The sequence below is a fragment of the Actinomycetota bacterium genome (assembly GCA_040905475.1).
Taxonomy (GTDB): domain Bacteria; phylum Actinomycetota; class AC-67; order AC-67; family AC-67; genus DATFGK01.
The window spans coordinates 15,550-35,668 of sequence record JBBDRM010000069.1 but is presented as its reverse complement, the minus strand read 5'-3'; the positions used below and the strand labels follow the sequence as shown (position 1 = coordinate 35,668).

The window sequence follows — 20,119 nt, the reverse complement described above, 5'->3', positions numbered from 1 at the left end:
CCGCGGTTCTGGGACATCGACTTCTCGAAGCTGTCCATGCTCGGGCCGGTCGACGAGGCCGACGTCCAGGATTGGCCCTTCGACTACGCGGAGATCGCGCCGTTCTACGACGAGATCGAGCGCCTCATCGGCGTCGCCGGCGACGTCGACGCGTTACCGGACCTTTTGAAGCGGCACGCGCCGCGAGCGCATCAGTTCGTGATGCCGCCGGGCCCGGCGCAGTACTCGTCCATGCTGCTCTCGCAGGGCGCCTCGTTGCTCGGGCTCCACCCGTATCCGGTGCCGATGGCGATCAACTCGCGAACCTACGACGGCCGGCCGGCGTGCAACAACTGTGGGTTCTGCTCGCGCTACGGTTGCCCGATCCACGCGCGGGTCGGGGCGCTCGCACCCCTGCGTCGCGCGCTCATCGCCGGCGCCGAGCTGCGCGCGAACACGTTCGTCGAGCGGATCGTGCACGACGGGAAGCGAGCCACGGGCGTCACGACGATCGACGCGGCCGGGCGACGGCGGACCGAGTCCGCGGACGTGGTCGTGCTCGCCGGCTCGGCGATCGAGAGCGCGCGGCTGGGGCTGTTGTCCGCGTTCCCGGATCCGAGCAAGCTGATCGGCCGGTTCATGATGTTCCACTGGTTCACCTCGGGGTTCGGCGCATCGCTGAAGGAGCGCTACCACGCATGGCGCGGCCGCTCGACGTCGCACGCGGTGGACGACTTCTCCGATCCCGACTTCCCCGGCGCGCGGCTCGTCGCACAGGCGTCGGGGCTTCCGTACTTCCGCGGCGGCGTGCTCGAGCTCGGGGGAACCCAGGACCCGATCTCGGAGGCCAACACTTATCGCGGGCTGATGCCGCTGCTGTCGCCCGGCAAGGGGTTCGGCCGGCCGTTCAAGCAGCTGATGCGCGCGAGCCTGCTCCGCGACCGTCTGATGGGGATCGAGATGGTGGGCGAGGACCTTTCTCAATGGACGAACGTCGTCGACCTCGACCCCACGCTGAAGGATTTCCGCGGCTTGCCGGTCGCCCGCGTCACCTATCACCCGCACAACCACGAGATAATCGCCCAGCGCTTCTACATCCCGCTGATCATGGCGTTGCTCAAGGCCGCCGGCGCCGACGTGACGGCGGCGGTCCCGACGATGTCCTCGGACGCGTTCCCGGTCGGCGGGGGAGGCGACGTGCCTTCGAACTATCACGTGATGGGCGGGATGCGGATGTCGACCGATCCCACCAAGGGCGTGACGAACGCGCACGGCCGCGTGCACGGGCTCGACAACGTGCTGGTTGCGGACGGCTCGGTGTTCGTCAGCTCGGGCTCGCACAACCCGACGCTCACGATCATGGCGACGGCGCTGCGTAACGCGCGTGCCCTGGTAGCGGTCTCGGGCTCGCAGGCGGGCGGCGTGAAGGTGACGCGTCCGGACGAGCTGCCGGCGACCGGAGCCGGATCGGAAGCCGCGGCGGGCGGTGCGCTGATCGCGACGGCGGGCGCCTTGGCGTCGACGCTGCGCCGGCGGGCCCGGGAAGGCGACACGGCCTAGAATCCGCGCGTGATCGATCCGTTCGCTCCTGCGAAGCTCGGTCCCATCACGCTGCGCAACCGCATCATCAAGGCCGCGACGTTCGAAGGCGTAACCCCTCACCGTCTCGTCACCGACGAGCTGATCGCCTTCCATCGAGAAGTCGCGGCCGGTGGCGTGGGTATGTCGACGGTCGCGTACTGCTCGGTGTCGCGCGAGGGCAGTACCGACGGACACCAGATCGTCCTGCGAACGGAGGCGCTGGAAGGTCTGCGCAAGCTCACCGACGCCATCCACGCCGAGGGCGCCGCGGCCTGCGCGCAGATCGGCCACGCCGGGCCGGTCGCGAATCCCGACGGAACGAAGAGCCCGGCACTCGCGCCGTCTCGGTTCATGACGCCGATCCTGCGCCGCACCCGCGCGATGACCGACGCGGACTTCGTGCGGGTCGGCGACGACTTCGCGCGTGGCGCGAGGATCCTGTCCGAAGCCGGGTTCGACGCGGTCGAGGTGCACCTCGGCCACAACTATCTCCTCAGCTCGTTCCTGAGTCTCAAGCTGAACAAGAGGACCGACGCGCACGGAGGGTCGCTCGAGAACCGATCGCGGTTCCCACGCGCGGTCGTGCGCGCCGTGCGAGCGGCGGTCGGTACTGGTGTAGCGGTCACCGCCAAGCTCAACATGGACGACGGCGTGCGCGGCGGCTTCGGGCCCGAGGAGTCGCTCGCGTTCGCGAAGATGCTCCAGGCCGACGGAACCCTCGACGCGCTGGAGTTGACCGGCGGGTCGTCGCTCGCGAATCCGATGTACCTGTTCCGGGGCGGTGTCCCCTTGAAGGAGTTCGGTGCGACGCTTCCGCCGCCGATGCGGCTCGGCTTCAAGATCGTCGGCCGCCGGTTCTTCAAGACGTACCCGTTCGAGGAGGCGTACTGGTCGCCGCTCGCGCGCCGCTTCAAGGAGCAGCTCGACCTCCCGATCATCCTGCTCGGCGGCATCAACAAGCTCGAGACGATCCGCTGGGCGCTCGACGAGGGCTACGCGTTCGTCGCGATGGCACGCGCGCTGCTCGCCGACCCGGGGCTGGTCAACGAGATGCGGTCGGGGACTCGAAGCGAGTCGCGCTGCGATCACTGCAACAAGTGCGTGCCGACGATCTACACGGGCACGCGTTGCTTGCTGGACGGTTAGTCGCGGAAGATCGGCGGGCGCTTCTCTTTCCGGGCCCGGATCGACTCCTCGAAGTTCTGCGTGGTCATCCGGACGTAGAGCTGCGCGATGCCCTCATGATCCATGTGCGCTTGGAGGCTGCCGGTCTCCATGCTCGACCACAGCATGCGCTTGGTGATCTCGGTCCCGACGCGGCTGAAGCCCATGATCCGCTCGGCGAGCGCGTATGCGCGGTCGAGCAGGTGCTCGCGCGCGTAAACGTTGGAGAGCAGTCCGATGCGGTTGGCTTCCTCGGCGTCCACGTCTCGCCCGGTGAGCATGATGTCGAACGCGCGGCTCGCGCCGATCGCGCGCGGCAGCAGGTAGCTGATCCCGAGCTCGCTCGCGGTCAGGCCGTTGTTGATCCCGGCCGCGCGGAAGAACGCGCGCTCCGAGCCGAGCCGGATGTCGCACGCGAGCGCGAGGCAGAATCCGCCGCCGATCGCGGGTCCGTTCACGGCGGCGATCACCGGCTGGTGCATCTTCCGAACCGCGAGGATCACGTCGTCGAGGAGCCCCAGCGCCCGGCGCGCGATCGACGTGACGGTCAACCCGTCGATGTTCGGCACCATCCCCGGGTCTTCCAGATCCGCACCCGCACAGAACGCGTCTCCGGCGCCGGTCACCACGACCACGCGGGTCTCGTTGTCGACCGCGACCGCCTCGAGCGCCTCGCGGAACGGGATCATCACGTCGAACGCCATCGCGTTCATACGCTCGGGCCGGTTGAGCGTGACGAGCGTGACGCCCTCGCGCGGCTTCTCGATGTTCACGAACGACATGGGCGGGACTCTACAGTTCGAGGTCGGGGTGCGCCGTCAGGAACGCGGACGCCCGGCGCATCGACGTTTCGTTCTGCTTGTTGATGAAGCGGTAGATCTGCGCCTCGAAGTGCTTGAAGACCGGGCTCGTCAGGTTGTAGCGCTCCTCGAAATGCAGTCGGGTCGCGTTCGCGCCGACCGGGTCGAGCCGCACCCGTCCGGTCTGATCGTTGCCCGGCTTCTTCGAGAGCATCGTGTAGGTGTAGCCGCGGTCGGGCTCGACGTCGGTGACGAGCTCGAGCGCCGCCCCCTTGCGGCCGAACGGCATCTTGTAGATCACGCGCCGCAGGAGCCCGTTGCCGTTCGCGTCGCCGGGGTGGACGACCTCGACCCCGATCACCATCGGCGCGTACTGCGTCCACAGGTCGTAGCGCTGGAAGAGCCGCCAGACCCGCTCGGGCGGGTGCGGGATGTCGAGCGTGAACCGGTGCTCCCTCATACCGGCTTGAAGCGTGGCACGGATAGCTCGGCGTAGTCGTCCCAGACCAGTTCGACCGGCAGGCCGACGGTCAGCGTGTCCGGTGTCACCTCGACGACGTTGGAGACGAATCGGGTCTTCTCCGCGCCGGGGAGCTCGATCACCGCGACGGCGTACGGGAGCTGCTTTTGCAGGGCCGGCACGAACGCCTTGTGCACCCAGGTGTAGGTGTAGACGGTTCCGCGTCCTTCGACGTCGCGCCAGGCGAGGTTCGAGCCGCGGCACCGATGGCACACCGGGCCCGGCGGATGCTGGAAGCGCTCGCAGGTACTGCAGCGCTGCAGCACCAACCGGTGCTCCTTCGCCGCATCCCAGAACGGCGCCGTGTCGAGCGAGACCGGCGGCGGGATCATCCCGTCGGGGAAGTAGGTCATCGCGTCCGCCCCAGCAACAGCGCGCTGCCCGGGACGCCTGCGGCGCCGGTCACCAGACAGAGCTCGGCGCCGTCGACCTGGCTCGTGGATTCTCCACGGAGCTGGCGCACCCCCTCGACCACATGGTTGAGGCCGTGCACGTACGCCTCGGACAACGACCCGCCGGCGGTGTTGAAAGGCAGCGAGCCATCTTCGGCGAACGGGCCGCCCTCGCCGCGCTCGCAGAAGGCGAAGTCCTCGAACGCGATGAGCACCATCCCCGTGTAGTGGTCGTAGATCTGCGCGACGTCGACGTCGCTTGGGTTCACGCCGGTCGACTCCCACAGTCTGCTCGCGACGCGGGTGCCGCCGCCGGTCGTGTAGTCCTCCTCCGGCATGTTGTGGTTCGCGAACCCGGCGTAGCCGTAGCGAGGACCGACCGCCTCCTCGTACCCGAGCAGCTCGACGGGCTTCGACTTTGCGTTCCGCGCGCGCTCGGTCGTCGTGACGACCACCGCCGCGGCGCCGTCTGACTCGAGGCAGCAGTCGAACCGGCGCAGCGGGTCGGCGACCATCGGCGAGGAGGCATGGTCCTCGAGCGTCATCGGGCGGCCGTGCATCACGGCCCGCGGGTTGCGGTTCGCGTGCGCGCGCGTCTGCACCGCGACGAGGCCCATCTGCTCGGTCGTCGTCCCGTAGAGGTGCATGTGCCGGCGGACGATCATCGCCATGCCGGTCGTCGCGTTGTAGACGCCGTACGGCACCATCCAGCCGAACTCGGCCTCGACCAGATCGCGCGCGACTAGGAAACCGCGCTCGACCTTCGGCCAGACCTGCTCGGGCCCGGCGCCGAAGCGGACGAACTGCCCCTGACACAGCGAGCGGTAGGCGACGACCACCTCGGCACGTTTGGATTCGATCGCGAGCGCCGCGTGGCCGACGCTTGCCGGAGCGCCGCCGCCGCCGGGGAGCCAGACCATGTCGGCGAATCGCAGCTCGGGGATGCCGAGTGCCTGCGCGACGAGGATCGCCTCGTTGCGATCCCCTGCGAAGCTTGCGAGGCCGTCGACATCGTCGGCCGTCAGCCCGGCGTCGTCGAGGGCCTTGAGGATCGCCTCGCACGCGAGCGAGAACTCGCTCTGATCCGAGATCCCGCCCCACTTCGTGTATCGGGTCTCGCCGATCCCGACGATCGTCGCGTTCACGCCGGTTCACCCGGGGAGCGAACCCTCTTCCCGCAGGTGACAGTCACGGCAGTCACAACTGTCACATCGGGAGGAGGCGATGTGTTCGCAAGGGTTTCTGAAACACGTCAGACATGTCTGACACGTCAGACGCTCCCGAGAGCACGCACCACCAGGGCGTCGAGTGCGATAACGCCTTGCCCGGCAGGCCGGACCCGCACCGGGTTCAGGTCCAGTTCGGAGACCCGGCCGCCGACCTCGCACGCCATCTGCGACACCTTCATGAGCAGGTCGGCGAGCGCGTCGACGTCGGCTTTCGGGCGGCCGCGTGCGCCGTCGAGCAGCGGGAAGCCTTTGACCTCGCGGATCATCTCTTCGGCGTCGCGCCGGGTCAGCGGGGCGACGCGGAGCGCGAAATCTTTCAAGACCTCGACGAAGATCCCGCCGAGCCCGAACAGGACGACCGGCCCGAACAGGGGATCGTTCGTGAACCCGACGATCACCTCTTCGCCGTCGTCCGCGAGCTCCTGCACGAGCACGCCGTCGTAGCCGGCGTCGCCGGCGTGCTCCCGTCCGGCCGCGTCGAGCTCACGGAAGGTCGCCGCTGGGTCGGTCACGCCGATGCGAACGAGTCCCGCGTCGGACTTGTGCAGGATCCCGGACCCACACGCCTTCATCACGACGCGCCCGCCGAGCTTCGAAGCCGCGTCGACCGCCTTCTCCTCGGTCTCGCACAAGGCCGATCGCGCGAACGGAACGCCGAACTGCGCGGCGAGCGACGCCGAGTCGTACTCGGACAGCGCCCCCGAACCGGCGAGCATCGTCTCGAAGCCGCTCGGCACTCGCGGCGCCGGCGCGACGCGCTCCTCGAAGGTCGAGAGGAACTTCCAGTAGTCCAGGTACCGGCGCAGGCCGACCACGAAGGAGCGGAACGAGCGGAACATCGGGACGCCGCCATCGACGAGGATCCGATAGCCCTCCTCGTCGGTCACCGGCGAACCCCAGATCACGATGACCGGCTTCTTCGCTTCTTTGTACGCGTCGACGATGTCGCCGGCGACGACCTTCGACATCGATGGCAGGATCCCGGTGATCGGACAGACGAGGATGTCGACGTTCGGGTCGTCGAGGCAGATGTCGATGCACTGCTTGTTCAGCCCGCCCTTCCGAACGACCTGCGCCCCGTTGTCGACCGGGTTCGACACCGTGAGATAGTCGGGAATCGCCTCGCGGAGCTTCTGCTGCGATCCCTCCGTCAGCGTTGGAAGCGTCAGCCCGCCCCATGCGCAGAGGTCGGCCATGTGCGCTCCCGTCCCGCCGGAGATCGCGTAGACGCACAAGCCCTCGCCGTTCGGACGCGGGAGCCGCGTGAACAGAGCCGAGGTCTCGAGCAGCTCGTCGAGGTCGTCCACCCGCACCATCCCGTACTGACGGAAGAAGGCGCTCATCACATCGTCCGATCCGGTCAGGTGCCCGGTGTGCGCCATCGCCATCCGCTGCCCGGCCTCGGTCCGCCCGATCTTCACGAGCACGATCGGCTTGCCGGCGCGCGCGGCCTTCTCGGCCGCGGCCTTGAGGCGGGGGATCGACTTGAATCCCTCGATATACGCGGAGACCACGGCGACGTCGGGCAGGTCGACGAAGTACTCGATGAAGTCGGCCGACTCGAGGTCGGCCTCGTTCCCGGTCGGTGCCCAGTACTTCACGCCGATGCCGAGCTCGACGCCTTGCGCGATCGGCCGACCCTGGTGACCCGACTGCGTGATCAGCGCGAGCTTCTTCCCGTCGGTCTCGGGGAACATCTCGAACGCGTTGACGTTCGTGTTGGGGCCGAAGAGTCGCACCCCGCCGTCGCGTGCGATCTTGGCGAGCTCCTCCTCGCGCTTCGCGCCCTCGGCGCCGACCTCGCGGAAGCCGGCAGTGAAGATCACCGCGAAGCGCGCCTTCTTGGCGACGGCGTCGCGGAGGCCCTTCTCGGCGTCGCCGATCATGATCACGGCGACGTCGATGTCGGCAGGGACCTCCTCGAGCGTGGGGTAGCACGCGATCCCGTCTATGTCGGTGAGGCGCGGGTTCACTCCGTAAACGGTGGCGCCGTCGCGATCGGCGCGGGCCTTGACCTTCATGAGCAGCGCGTAGCCGGGCTTGCGCTTGTCGTCGGTCGCGCCGATCACCGCGATCGTGCGCGGGTGGAAGAAGCGATCGAGCCCGGCCGTCACGACGCTCGCACGAAGAGTCGCCGGGACGGGAAACTCATCCCATTGCCGGAACGGAACGACGCGGTGTATTCCTCGATCTGAGCGCGCACGGCCTTGCGCTCATCTTCGGAGAGGCTCTCGACGATCGGCACCAGAGGTCCCGAGCAACCTGTGGAGAGTTCCCAGTAGCTCTCGAAGCTCGGATGCTCGTGGGGATGGTCGATCGTCTCGACCTCTACGTGCGCGAAGCCGGCCGCCGACGCGGCGGCTTTGTTGTCCTCCTCCTTGGTCAGCGGGAAGAACCCCCCGCCGGGAGGAGGCGTGAAGTGCCCGCGCTGCATCAGGACCGCGCCGAGCATCATCATCCACGGGTTCGTCTCCAAGGGACCCCACACCGCGTACGCCAGCGTGCGGCCCGGCTTGAGGACGCGCCGGATCTCCGCGAACGCCTTTGCCACGTCCGGGACGAGCATCAGGCCGTAGCGCGACAGCACTCCGTCCACGGACGCGTCGGGGAGGTCGATCGCTTGCGCGTCGATGACGCGCGTCTCGACGTTCGACACCCGACGCTCCTTGGTGTTGGTTTCGGCGATCGAGACCATGCTCGGCGCGAAGTCGCTGATGATCACGTTTACGTCTGGCCGGTCCTCGGCGAGCGTCAGGCCGAGTTCCCCAGGCCCGGCGGTGAGCTCGAGGATGGTGTCGCCGGGCTTGGCTTCCATCGCGGCGATCATCCGCTCGGTGACGGGATTCTCGGTCACCTTCATGAACACGCGGTACTGCTCGTAAGCGGGTGCGAGCGCATCCCAGATCTTGAGGCTATCCCTCGTCGCGTCGTCGGTCATCGTCGGCACCCCTTCACTGAGTCGGTCTCCATTGCGGAAGGCTAACGCCGTCCTCGACGTCCTCCCACGCGACCTCTATGGGCATGCCCTCGGCGATCTCCTCGTTCGGCGTTTCGAGCAAGTTGCCGATCATCCGCACCCCTTCGTCGAGCTCGACGACGATCACGTTGTACGGCGCGCGGTCGGCGAACGCCGGGAGCACGGGCGGGTGGGCGATCACCCAGGACCAGACCCGTCCACGACCCGAAGCCGGCACCCACGCCTGCTCGAACGAGTTGCACCGGGGACACATGGGGCGCGGTGGGAACCGCAGCGTGCCGCATCCCCCGCACGCCTGCAGCAAGAGCACGTGCCGCGCGCACGCTTCCCAGAAGGGCTCCGAGGCATCGTCGGGGCCCGGCACGGGACGGAGCGGCTGGGAACTCAAGGCTTCCTCAATACCAGCGACGACGTCGGCACACCGTTGCCGCTCGTGACGAGCACGTTCTCGCAGTTTTCGACCTGCGACGTCGACGTGCCGCGCAGCTGGCGCACGCCCTCGAGGATCAGGTTCATCCCGTGAACGTACGCCTCGGACAGCGACGAGCCGCTGGTGTTCGAGGGCAACGCACCGCCCAGCTTCAGATTGCCTTCGGCCGCGAACGGCCCACCCTCGCCGGGCTTGCAGAAGCCGTACTCTTCGAGCGAGATCACGATCAGCGGCGAGAACGCGTCGTAGAACTGGGCGCAGTCGATCTCGTCGGGCCCCATCCCGGCGAGCCGCCACAGCTCCTGCGCTGCGTACCGGGCCGGCGTGTCAAGCGGGTTCGCCGTGAAGTAGTTCGCCATCACGAGGTGGTCGGGCCCGATCCCTTGCGACGCCGCCCGCACCAACACGGCCGGCTGCTTCAGCGCCGCGGCCCGCTCGGGCGTGGTCAGCACGAACGCGAGCGCGCCGTCCGACTCGAGGCAGCAGTCGAAGAGGCGCAGCGGTTCGGACACCCAGCGCGCGGCCAGGTAGTCATCCATTGTCATCGGCTTGCGCATCATGGCGTTCGGGTTCCGGGTCGCGTGCTCGCGGACCGACGTCGCCACATGGCCGAGGTGCTCCTGGGTGGTGCCGTATTCGATCATGTGGCGGCGCGTCAGCATCGCGATCTGATCCACCGGACGCGACAGGCCGAACGGCAGGAACCACTGCATCTCGCCGGGCTGCTTGTTCGTGGGTCGCGTCGCCCACGGCCGCCCGCCGGATCCGCGATTCCGGGCACGCCAGACGACGACGGTCTCCGCCACGCCGGTCGCGATCGCCATCGCCGCGTGCCCGACCGCGCCGCAGCCCGCGCCGCCGCCGTAACCGACGTCCCCGAAGAACGAGAGGTTCGGGATGCCGAGGTTCCGGACGATCTCGACCTCCATGGTGTTCTCGAGCGAGAACTTGACCAGGCCGTCGACGTCTTTCGCGGTCAGGCCGGCGTCGTCGAGCGCCATCTTGATGGCCTCGAGCGCGATCGTCCGCTCGGGCCGCCCGATGTTCTTCGAGAACTCGGTGTGCCCGACGCCCACGATGGCTGCGGCGTCGCGCGGATAGTCGTTCAGAGGGCCTCCCCGATCGGCAGAAGGTTAAGTGTCCCGGTGACCTGACGCGCGTGTCAACCGAGGACCGAGTGGGTCCTTGAAGTTTGTGTTCCCTGGTTATGTCCTACTCTGATAACCGGAGAAGAGTGCCAGATACTTCGTGTAGGAGAAGACTCGCCACTTCTTGCGTCCGGTCATTTCGTGCAGGATTCCGCACTCGGCCAGATCGGCGACGAGTGCCGAAGCGGTCGGCTGTGACACCTTCAAGCGCTTCTGCACGATCCGGGCGGTCACGGTGGGCTGACCGAGCAGAAGGTCGAGGAGCTCCAGGCCGTTGTGGGCTCTCCGTCCAAGACGAGATGAGATCAGAACCCGGTGTTCATCTCGCAGTTGGAGGATATGCATGGCCGTGTCTGTTGCCTCGACGGCGGTCTGCGCCATGCCATCGAGGAAGAACTTCAACCAATCCTCCCACGCGCCCTCATCACGGATCGCCTGAAGGCGATCGACATACTCGTCCTTGTGCTGTTTGAAGAACAGCGAGGGATACAGAAGCGGCCGCTGTAGGACACCCTGTTCGACTAACCAAAAAGTGATAAGCAGGCGTCCTGTTCGACCGTTGCCGTCGAGGAATGGATGGATCGTTTCGAACTGCGCGTGAGCGATCCCTGCTTTGAGTAGGTGCGTTCCGGGCCTCTCATGGAGATAACGTTCAAGGTCGGCGAAGGCAGGTCCCACAACGTCGGGAGGCGGCGGCACGAAGCGCGCGGTTGCAGGCGAAGCGCCGCCGATCCAGTTCTGTGTCTTTCGCACCTCGCCAGGTGTCTTGTGAGGCTCCCCACCGCGTACACCATCCATCAAGACCTTGTGGACCTCGCACAGGAGTCGACGTGACAGGGGCAGGGCCGGGAGGCGCTCGAGACCGTGGCGCATGGCTTTGATGTAGTTCCAGATTTCCCGAACGTCGACCGACGTTGCTGCTTGTTCCTGTGCAGCCTCGTACTCGAGGATGTCCATCATCGAGGCGTGAGTCCCTTCGATTTGGCTCGAGAGAACGGCCTCTCTGCGGACATACATGGCGACGAACAGATCAGCGTCGGGAAGGATCGCGACGGCCCCATCGAGGCGACCAATCGCTTGGTCCGCCTTTGAGTGAAGATCTTGAAGTTGCTCGTCTACCTCGAGGTCCTTCGGCGGAAGTAACTCGGGTAAGAATGCCTGATAGCCTCCACTTTGCTTTTCGTACCTGCCTGCTCTGGTGCTCATATCTGTCCCTTTGACTCGTTTTCACGAGTCATAAGGATATCACAGCATCCTTATCTCTCCTGGAAACTTAGGTGCACGTGGCTTATCACTTGATCCCGCAGTGAAAACGAAGCGCGGCTAAGCTTAAGTGTCTGATTTGTCCGATACTGGCGGTCGCTCTAGGAGCGGTCGATCACGCCGCGCGCGAACGTCTCCATCTTCGACACGTACTCGTCCGGCGTAGAAGCCTTGAACCCGACCTTGATGTGCGTGGCGCCGGCCTCGTGCATCGCGTCGGCTTGGCGCCGAGCGGAGTTCACGTTCACCGAGCCGTCCACGTTGTGTAACCCCCGGCGGATCGGCACGGCGATGTCGAACGTGCGATCGAAGGCCAAGCCGTAGTCGTCCCGCGCCCGGCGCACACCTTCCCGCACGCGCTCGGGATCCTCGCGAAAGAACGGCGTCCATCCGTCTCCGTGCTCGACGGCCCTTCGGAGCGCCCGCCACGAGTTCCCGCCGACCCAGATCGGCGGCCGGGGCGACTGGAGCGGCCGGGGTGAGATCGAGACGTCGTTCGCCTCGAAGTGCGGCGTCGAGACGTCGAGCCACTCCTCGGCCCAGCAGCGCTTCAGGACCTCGAGCGACTCGTCGGTGACCGCGCCGCGCTCGGCGAACGACGCACCGAGGATGTTGAACTCCTCCTCGAGATAGCCCGACCCCACGCCGAGGATCAGCCGCCCTCCCGACAGCTGGTCCAGTGAGGCGGCGATCTTCGCGATCTGGAACGGCGAGCGGTACGGCACGATCAGCACGTCGGTGAGCAGACGCACACGCGAGGTAACCGCCGCCGCGTACGACAGCACCACGAACGGCTCGTACCACGTCTGCCCGCCGCCGTCGGCGGCCCACTGCCGCGGCGCGACCGAGTGATCCTGCGCGGTGATGAAGTCGAAGCCGAGCTCGTCCGCGGCCCGAGCCAAGGCGACGACGGTCTCGGCCGGCGAGTCGCCGAGCCGTACCCCCATCTGGCCGAGCGGGATGGTCCCCAGCCCGAACCGCAGGGACGCCGACGTCGCTACTTCTCCGGGAGCTTGAAGATCCGGACCGCGTTGCCCGCGAGGATGTCGTACCGGTCCTCGTCGGATACGCCGACCATCTGCTCGTTGATCCGCATCCGCGAGTACGGCCAGTCGTTCCCGTGGTGCGGATAGTCCGTGGACCACATCATGTTCTTCACGCCGACGAGGTGCCGCTGGTACACGCCTGTGAAGTCGATCATGAACGTGGCCGCGAAGTTCTTGCGCCAGTAGTAGCTCGGGGGCTCCTTGATCGTGATCTCGCCCCAGCCGCGGTTCCGCCAGTAGCGGTCGTCGAGCTGCTCCAGGTAATGAGGGATCCAGCCGACGCCGATCTCGGTCAGGACGATCTGCAGATCGGGGATCCGGTCGAGCACGCCGGAGAACAGGAAGCCGGTGAAGACCGGCGTCGTCCGCGTGAACACGCCCGACATCGCGCCGACCGCTCGTTGGTTCGCCGCGCCGCCGCCCTTCTTCACGCCGCTGGTCACCTTCTGGCCCGACTCGTATGACTTCACGCCCGACGCGCGGCTCATGAGCGAGATGTGGATGTTCAGCGGCATGTTCGCGTCGACGCAGGCCTGGAAGAACGCGTCGTCCTCCGGCGAGATGTTCTCGCCACCCGACGGCCACGACGAGATGACGACCGTGTGCGCCTTCTTCTTGATGGCCTTGTCGAGATACTTGAGCGCGGTATCGATGCCGAGGTTCGGGATCTGGTAGCAGGAGATGAGACGCTCGGGGTCCGCGGCGGCGAACTCGTCGAAGATGAACTCGTTGTAGGCGTCGATCCCGGCCAACGAGATCTCCTCGTCGGGCATCGAGAGCCAGTGACCCATCGTGCGCTGCGGCGGGAAGATGATCTCCGCATCGATCCCGTCGATGTCCATGTCGCGGAGGCGCTCCTTGCCGTCCCAGCAGCCGGGTCGCGTCTCGTCGTAGGAGACGCCGAACCACTTGAACTCCTCGAAGCGGCGGCCCGGCGTCGAGACGAGGCCGATCGGATCGGGAGCGCCGACCGAGAACTGCCACGCGTCGCCGCCCTCGTGGTCCTTCACGAGCTTCGGGGCGTGCTCGGCGTACTTCTTGGGGAGGTGCTTCTCCCAGATGTCGGGCGGTTCGAGGATATGAACGTCGGCGGAGACGATCTCGTACTTCCTGCGACCCATCGCGACCCCCTTGGCGGTTCCAGCGGCGTGGGCCAAGCATAAACCCGAACCCCCCCGACCTGACAAGCGCGTCAGGTCAGTCCTGGCCGCGGATCCATGGTGGCCGCCCGCCCGCTCGTAGCCGGTCCCGCTGCGGCGCGGTTCTTGCTGCGGAGGAGTACACACAGTGTCCGCTGGCGCCGCAAGAAAGGCATCGAGCCCCTGGCCGACCTCCCACCCGCTCCCGGACTGGCGGCGCGCTCTGGGTCGAGCGAGCCCTACTGCTCGAGGTAGACGGTCTCCCCGCCGGCCTCGTCGCGGGCGAAGATGCCGAACGCCGTCTCGTTCCCGACGGTCTCCTCCGTGTGGACCACACCTTTCGGGACGTAGAGATACTCCCCGGCGATCACCTCGTGCCGCTCCCCGTCGATCTCGAAAGCTGCCCGCCCGCTGACCACATAGGCCCCCGTGTCGGCTGTGTGGTAATGCGGCGGAACCTTGACGCCCGGTTCGGTAGCGAAACTGCCGAACCACAGCGTCGGCGAGCCGACGGTCTCCTTCGAGATCGCAACGACGACCTCGACGCCGTCGGCCGTGCGCAGCTCCGCATCTTCCTTCCGGATGACTCTCGATACGTGTTCCATAATCAGTGGCCTCCCGATCCGTACCGCGTCTCGAGCAGGCGCGCCAGCCGTTCCCGGTGCCAGTCCGCGGAACCGAACGCCGCCTCCGACGCCTTCGCGCGCTTGAAGTACAGGTGCATGTCGTGCTCCCAGGTGAACCCGATCCCGCCGTGCACCTGGATCCCGCTCGAGGCGACGCGCCGGTAGGCGTCCGATGCGTACGCCTTCGCCATCGAGGATGCGATCGAGGCGTCCGGGTGGCCGCGCTCGATCGCCCATGCCGCGAATGAGACGGCGTTCCGGAGCGATTCAACGTCGAGGAGCATGTCGGCCGCGCGATGCTTGACGGCCTGGAAGGAGCCGATCGGCCGGTCGAACTGCACGCGCTGCTTCGCGTACTCGACGGAGAGCTCGACGACCCGCTCCGCTCCGCCCAGCATCTCCGCGGACAGCCCGACGTACGCGCGGTCGAGCACGCGGTCGAGCGCGCCGTGATCACCGTCGCCGAGGCGCTCCGCCCGCGCGCCGTCGAAGCGGACGTGCGCGACCCTGCGGGTGGAGTCCATCAGCTCGACGGGAGTCGCCGAGAGGCCGGCGCCATCCGGCACGAACAGCTCGCCGCCTGCCTCGACCACGATCCGGTCGGCGGTCGCGCCGTCGAGCACGTAGCGCGCCTCGCCGTTCAGAACGAACGCATCGCCGTCGGGCCGGGCCTCGACGCCGGTGTCGGACAGCGCCGCGGCCCAGGTGATCTCGCCGCTCGCGATCGCCGGGAGCAACTCCTTCCGCTGTTCCTCGGATCCGGCCTCGAGCACCGCGTGGCCCGCGAGCACGACGGTCGAGAAGTACGGGCCCGGCAGCACGACCCGACCCATCTCGGTGAGCAGGATCGCGAGCGCCGAGAACCCCATGCCGACTCCGCCGGCGTCCTCGGGGAACGGCAGGCCCATCCAGCCCAGCGCGGCCATCTTTCGCCAGACGTCGTCGCGCCATCCGCGCGGGTCGTCCATCATCTCGCGGGCGTACGAGACCGGCGCTTCCCGCTCGAGGAACGCGCGCGCCGCTTCGCGAAGCGCCCGCTGTTCGTCGGAGAGCTCGAGCTCCATCGGCTGTGCCGGCGTCAGTCGCGGTGTGAGGCGCCGAAGATCGTTTGGTGCCAGATCGCGGCCATCGTCTCGGCGACGTCGGCCCGTTTGAAGTCGGCGCCGCGGACGAGCCAGTAGTAACAGAAGCGCTCGATCATCGCGACGAGCGAGACGGCGGCGATCCCCGCGTGGATCCCGTCGCGACCCTCCTGGCTCCGGGAATGCCGGATCGCCTGGGCGATGCGGCCGGCGAACTTCGCCAGCACCTCGCGGCCGAGCTTGTCGAACCGCTCGTCCTGGGGGCGGGCCGACATCCACGCGACGACGACGGGCGAGTTCTCCTCGTAGTTGTCGATGAAGAACTCCATCCAGCGGCGCAGCTGCTCGTAGCCGGCTTCGCCCTTCTGGATCCCCTCGAGCTGGTCGGCGAGCACGTACATGCGCTCGGCGGTGCCGATCGCGAGGGCCTCGAGAACCTCGGCCTTGTTCGAGAAGTAGAGGTAGAAGGCGCCGTGGCTCGTGCCGGCCTCCTGGGTGATGTCGTCGACGCGCGTCTCGGGGTAGGAGCGCTCGCGGAAGACCTTCTTGGCAGCGTCCAGGAGCCGCTGGCGCGTCCGTTCCCCCTGCTCGCCGAGGACGCGGACCGCTCCCTCGCCCCGGGTGCGGCCGGTCTGGCTGCCGTTGGTGGGACCGGCGCTGCGGGTGGCGATCTTCTTGCTCGAGCCCTTGGCCATGATCCCCCTCGCCCCGTGTCACCTGACGCCATTTCCGTCACGTGACGCATGGGTCACGTCATGGTACAGGCGAAGACCCAGCGGACCAATCGGGCCAGCCGGTTCCGGTCCAGAGCGCTCTCCTCACTAGACTCTCCCGCCATGACCGACCCGGAGATCCGCGAGTGGATCGAGCGGCGGTTCGCCGTGCCCGAGCCGAGCATGGACAAGGTCCGCTCGCTGGCCGACGCGGTCGCCGACGCCGTCCGGCCCGGCGACGCGCTCCATCTCGGGATGACGCACACGCGGGGCAGCGCCGCGGTGTGGGAGGTGCTTCGCCGCTTCCACGGCACCGACCCCGGCTTCGAGCTCCAGGCCGTTCAGGTCTCCAGCGGCTATGCGCCGCTCGTGCACGCGGGCCTTGCGCGCAAGATCGTGACCTCCTGGGCGGGCGACTCCTATCTGACTCCCGGCCCGAACCCCGTCTATCAGCGCGCGTGGTCGAACGGCGTCGAGTTCGAGCACTGGTCGATCCTGACCTTCGCGCAGCGGCTCGCCGCCGGCGCGCGCGGGCTCGGATGGGCGACGACTCGCTCGCTCGCCGGCTCGAGCATGCAAAAAGACAATGCCGCGCTCATCAAGGATCTCGGCGATGGGACGCTCGCGATCCGCGCGCTGGTGCCCGACGTGTCGATCTTCCACGCGCCGGCCGCGGACCCGCAGGGCAACGTGCTCGTCTCACCGCCCTTGATGGAGAACCTCTCGGGCGCGCTCGCGGCCCGGCGGGGTGCGATCGTCACCGTCGACAAGGTCGTCGACGCCGCATTCGTGCGCGAGCACGCGCACCTCACCCGGCTCCCGGCCGCTGCGGTTCGCGCCGTCGTCGAGGCGCCGCTCGGCGGCCATCCCGGCGGCATGCGTCCGGCGGGCATCGAGGGCATCGAGGGGTACGGCGAGGACTACGACTTCTGGGTCGACATCCGCCGCGCTTCGCGCGACCCGGCGCAGATGGACACGTGGATCAAGGAGTGGGTGCTCGACTGCGACACGCACGAGCGCTATCTCGACCGCCTCGGCGCGGATCGGATCAAAGAGCTCCGACGCCGCGCGCAGCCCGACTCGTGGCGCGAGGACCTGGAAGCGTTGCTGCCCGAGGTCAAGCTCGACGAGCCGCCGAACGCGATCGAGACGGCGATCGTCGCCGCCTCGCGGGCGCTCAAGGAGAAGGTCCGCGCAACGGATGCCACGGCGATGCTCGCCGGCGCGGGGATGGCCAACCTCGCGGCCTGGCTCGCCGCCTACGACCTCGCGGCCGAGGGGACGATCGTTGATCTGGTCGCGGAGATGGGGCTCGTCGGATACTGGCCCCGGCCCGGCGAGCCGATGCTGTTCAACCAGCGCAACTTCCCCACCTGCACGATGCTCGCCGACATCGACACGACGCTCGCGATCGTGATCGGCGGCGCGAACGCCCGGTCGGTCGGCTCGCTCGGCGCCGCACAGGTCGACCGCTTCGGCAACATCAACTCCACCGAGATCCCCGGCGAGCAGCTGCTGATGGGCTCCGGCGGCGCGAACGACGTCGCGACGTGCGCGACCGAAAGCGTGGTCGCAGTCGCGCAGTCGAAAGAGCGGATGCTCGATAAGGTGCCGTACATCACCGGGCCGGGGGAGCGGGTCACGACGCTGGTATCGACTCTGGGTGTCTACGAGAAAGACCAGGGCGAGTTCGTGCTGACCGGCGTGTTCGGCGAGGACCGCGACGCGATCGCGCGCGAGTGTCGCGAGCGGTGCGGCTGGGCCCTTCGCGTCGCGCGAGACCTTCGCGTCGAATCTCCCCCGACCAGAGAAGAGCTTCGGACGCTCCGCATCTTCGACCCGCACGGCTGGTTCAGGAGCTGAGTCGCATGGGACTTCTTGAGGGACGCAAGGCGCTTATCACCGGCGGTGGATCGGGCATCGGACGCGCGACCGCGCGCCGTATGACAGAGGAAGGCGCGCAGGTGTGCGTGCTCGACATCGACGCAGACGCGGCCGAAGCGGTTGCGAAAGAGCTCGACGGTCACGCGTTCACCGCGGACGTACGCGACACCGAAGCCGTCGCGAGCGTGGTCTCTCGGGCCGCCACGGCGATGGGCGGGCTCGACGTGATGTTCAACAACGCCGGCACCTCGTTTTTCGGGCCGTTGCACATGTACACGCCCGAGGCGTGGGGCGACATCATCGGCGTGCATCTCACCGGCGTGTTCAACGGGATCCGCGCGGCCGCTCCGCTCATGGTCGAGGCCGGCGGGGGAGCGATCGTGAACACCGCCTCGATCTCGGGGACGCGCCCGTCGGCCGGTGAGGCGCCCTACGCGTCGGCGAAGGCGGGGATCGTCGCGCTGACGGCGGTCGCGGCGTTGGAGTACGCGCCGACGGTCCGGGTGAACGCGGTCTCGCCGGGGATGATCGACACCAAGCTCACCGAGCCGCTGAAGATGTTCCCCGACCGGATGGAGCACTTCGTGGCCAAGACCCCGCTGGCCCGCATCGGCACGCCGGAGGAGATCGCCGACGTGGTGGTGTTCCTCTGCTCGGACCTGGCGCGGTTCGTGACCGGCCAGAACATCGTGATCGACGGCGGGATGACGCTGCACGGCGCCGGGACGGACGGGCTGCTCGACTACTTCTTGGCGTTCGCCCGAAACGCTGAGGGGCAGGACCCACCAGCCGAGCCGGAGAATAGGTAACTCCGATGAGGATCCGTCCCGCTCTCGCCGCGCTCGCCGTCCTGGCGGCCGGGCTCATCCCGTCACAGGCCGCGGTTCCCGACCAGGGCACCTTGACGCCTGGGACGCCGCTCCTGACCTGGGCGGGCGAGGCGCCCGGCGGCGAGATCAACCCGCTGCTGCTCGTCAGCCCGGTTCCCGAGCTCCGGTGTCTCGTCGCAGAGTGCGACACCTTCAAGGTGACCGTCGCCCTCGGCGCCGGCTACTGGGCCGCAAATCCGAAGGGCGCCGTCGAGTTCGCGATCAAGTGGGTCTACGACGGCGTGATCGATCTCGACCTCCAGGTGCTCGACTCGAGCGGCACGGTCATCGCCCAGTCCGCGGCGGTCGACTCCAACGCCGAGAGCGTGTTCGTCGCGAACCTGGCCGACGGCGTCTACACGGCGCGCGTGATCCCGTCGAACACGTTCAACCCGGACGCGGAGCCGGGCCCCGTCCCGTACGGCGGCTTGGTTCAGGTCGAAGTCCCCGTCCTCGATCCGCCGGGGCAGGGCGAGGCGCTGCTGCCCAACCTCCGGCCGACGGCTCCCGACGGCTTCCACGTGTCGTCCGCTCTCAACCTGGTGCCGTTCCCGGAGAACCCGCTGCTGTCTTGCTACGCGGAAGAGACGCTGCAGAACCCGGACCATCCGACGCGATGCCTGCGCTTCAACCAGACGATCGCGAACGTCGGTACGGGGCCGCTGATCCTTCGCTTCGGGCTCGCCGGCATCGTGACGCCCGGCGGCAAGGACAACATCATCGTGCAGCGCATCTTCTCGAGCGACGGGTCGTACGTCGACACGCCGCTGAACGAGACCTACCAGTTCCACAAGGTGCACGCGCACCTGCACTACAAGGGGTTCGGCCAGTCGATCCTGTATCCGTGGAGCGAGCAGGGCGGACGGTCGGAGACCCCGATCAGCATCGGCAAGAAGGTCGGCTTCTGCGTCATCGACGTGCTGTTGCTCGACGAGTACTGGGGCGAGACCGGCAACGGCCCGCGCGCACACGTGTTCCCCTTCGATTGCATCGTGCCCGACGAGCTCGACCCGGCCGGACCCCAGATGTGGGTCGAGCAGGGCGTCGCGGTCGGGTGGGCCGACGTCTACGGCTGGAACCTCGCCGACCAGTACATCAACATCACGAACGTTCCCGACGGGATCTACGAGATCGTCCAGAAGGCCAACCCCACCTCGTCGGTGCTGGAGACGACGGCCGCGGACAATTGCTCGTCCACGATCATCCAGCTCACCGGCGACGTGGTCACGACCCCGTTCGGGCCCGGCACCGCGACTCCCTGCCCGGCCTGAGCGCCG

Annotated in this window: 19 protein-coding genes; 5 read left to right on the top strand and 14 right to left on the bottom strand. The window is 67.8% G+C overall.

What is annotated here, in order from left to right:
- The coding region (locus WEB06_06895; protein MEX2555340.1) for a GMC family oxidoreductase at positions 1-1,539 on the top strand (1,539 nt) is incomplete at its 5' end.
- A 9-nt stretch (positions 1,540-1,548) separates the two neighbouring features.
- Positions 1,549-2,706, top strand: a complete 1,158-nt coding sequence (locus WEB06_06890; protein ID MEX2555339.1) for an NADH:flavin oxidoreductase — start codon at positions 1,549-1,551, stop codon at positions 2,704-2,706.
- Here WEB06_06890 and WEB06_06885 read toward each other — a convergent pair.
- The 14 genes from WEB06_06885 to WEB06_06820 form a co-directional block, all read right to left on the bottom strand.
- Positions 2,703-3,506, bottom strand: coding sequence for an enoyl-CoA hydratase (locus WEB06_06885; GenBank protein MEX2555338.1), 804 nt, complete (start codon positions 3,504-3,506; stop codon positions 2,703-2,705). The two genes, WEB06_06890 and WEB06_06885, sit on opposite strands and share 4 nt — an antisense overlap.
- Before the next feature lie 10 nt (positions 3,507-3,516).
- A complete protein-coding gene (locus WEB06_06880; GenBank protein MEX2555337.1) occupies positions 3,517-3,984 on the bottom strand; it encodes an SRPBCC family protein in 468 nt (155 codons plus the stop codon).
- A complete protein-coding gene (locus tag WEB06_06875) occupies positions 3,981-4,397 on the bottom strand; it encodes an OB-fold domain-containing protein (protein ID MEX2555336.1) in 417 nt (138 codons plus the stop codon). Before WEB06_06875 ends, WEB06_06880 begins: the two co-directional genes overlap by 4 nt.
- Positions 4,394-5,581, bottom strand: a complete 1,188-nt coding sequence (locus WEB06_06870; protein MEX2555335.1) for a hypothetical protein — start codon at positions 5,579-5,581, stop codon at positions 4,394-4,396. The genes WEB06_06875 and WEB06_06870 overlap by 4 nt, the downstream gene beginning before the upstream one ends.
- A 125-nt stretch (positions 5,582-5,706) precedes the next feature.
- On the bottom strand, positions 5,707-7,779 hold the full coding sequence (locus tag WEB06_06865; protein ID MEX2555334.1) for an acetate--CoA ligase family protein: 2,073 nt from the start codon (positions 7,777-7,779) through the stop codon (positions 5,707-5,709).
- On the bottom strand, positions 7,776-8,603 hold the full coding sequence (locus WEB06_06860; GenBank protein ID MEX2555333.1) for a methyltransferase domain-containing protein: 828 nt from the start codon (positions 8,601-8,603) through the stop codon (positions 7,776-7,778). The genes WEB06_06865 and WEB06_06860 overlap by 4 nt, the downstream gene beginning before the upstream one ends.
- A 13-nt stretch (positions 8,604-8,616) precedes the next feature.
- On the bottom strand, positions 8,617-9,030 hold the full coding sequence (locus WEB06_06855; GenBank protein MEX2555332.1) for a Zn-ribbon domain-containing OB-fold protein: 414 nt from the start codon (positions 9,028-9,030) through the stop codon (positions 8,617-8,619).
- Positions 9,027-10,181 carry a lipid-transfer protein gene (locus tag WEB06_06850; protein ID MEX2555331.1) on the bottom strand — a complete coding sequence of 385 codons (1,155 nt, stop codon included), beginning with the start codon at positions 10,179-10,181 and terminating at the stop codon, positions 9,027-9,029. The genes WEB06_06855 and WEB06_06850 overlap by 4 nt, the downstream gene beginning before the upstream one ends.
- Positions 10,182-10,277: 96 nt before the next feature.
- Positions 10,278-11,426, bottom strand: coding sequence for a Fic family protein (locus tag WEB06_06845; GenBank protein MEX2555330.1), 1,149 nt, complete (start codon positions 11,424-11,426; stop codon positions 10,278-10,280).
- 158 nt (positions 11,427-11,584) lie between these two features.
- Positions 11,585-12,430: an LLM class F420-dependent oxidoreductase gene (locus tag WEB06_06840; GenBank protein ID MEX2555329.1), complete on the bottom strand. Its 846-nt coding sequence runs from the start codon at positions 12,428-12,430 to the stop codon at positions 11,585-11,587.
- 50 nt (positions 12,431-12,480) lie between these two features.
- Positions 12,481-13,650, bottom strand: coding sequence for an amidohydrolase family protein (locus tag WEB06_06835; protein ID MEX2555328.1), 1,170 nt, complete (start codon positions 13,648-13,650; stop codon positions 12,481-12,483).
- A gap of 257 nt (positions 13,651-13,907) precedes the next feature.
- On the bottom strand, positions 13,908-14,273 hold the full coding sequence (locus WEB06_06830) for a cupin domain-containing protein (GenBank protein MEX2555327.1): 366 nt from the start codon (positions 14,271-14,273) through the stop codon (positions 13,908-13,910).
- 2 nt (positions 14,274-14,275) lie between these two features.
- Positions 14,276-15,358, bottom strand: a complete 1,083-nt coding sequence (locus tag WEB06_06825; GenBank protein ID MEX2555326.1) for an acyl-CoA dehydrogenase family protein — start codon at positions 15,356-15,358, stop codon at positions 14,276-14,278.
- 14 nt (positions 15,359-15,372) lie between these two features.
- A complete protein-coding gene (locus tag WEB06_06820; protein ID MEX2555325.1) occupies positions 15,373-16,071 on the bottom strand; it encodes a TetR/AcrR family transcriptional regulator in 699 nt (232 codons plus the stop codon).
- 141 nt (positions 16,072-16,212) lie between these two features.
- Here WEB06_06820 and WEB06_06815 point away from each other — a divergent pair, with 141 nt between their 5' ends.
- Genes WEB06_06815 through WEB06_06805 form a run of 3 tightly spaced genes read left to right on the top strand, consistent with a single transcriptional unit; the run spans position 16,213 to position 20,113 of the window.
- The gene (locus WEB06_06815; GenBank protein ID MEX2555324.1) at positions 16,213-17,952 is read left to right on the top strand and encodes a CoA-transferase; all 1,740 of its coding nucleotides are present in this window, start codon (positions 16,213-16,215) and stop codon (positions 17,950-17,952) included.
- 5 nt (positions 17,953-17,957) lie between these two features.
- On the top strand, positions 17,958-18,782 hold the full coding sequence (locus WEB06_06810) for an SDR family NAD(P)-dependent oxidoreductase (protein MEX2555323.1): 825 nt from the start codon (positions 17,958-17,960) through the stop codon (positions 18,780-18,782).
- A gap of 5 nt (positions 18,783-18,787) precedes the next feature.
- Positions 18,788-20,113 (top strand): lysyl oxidase family protein, encoded by a 1,326-nt coding sequence (locus WEB06_06805; GenBank protein ID MEX2555322.1) that lies wholly within the window; start codon positions 18,788-18,790, stop codon positions 20,111-20,113.
- The last annotated feature ends 6 nt before the right edge of the window (positions 20,114-20,119 follow it).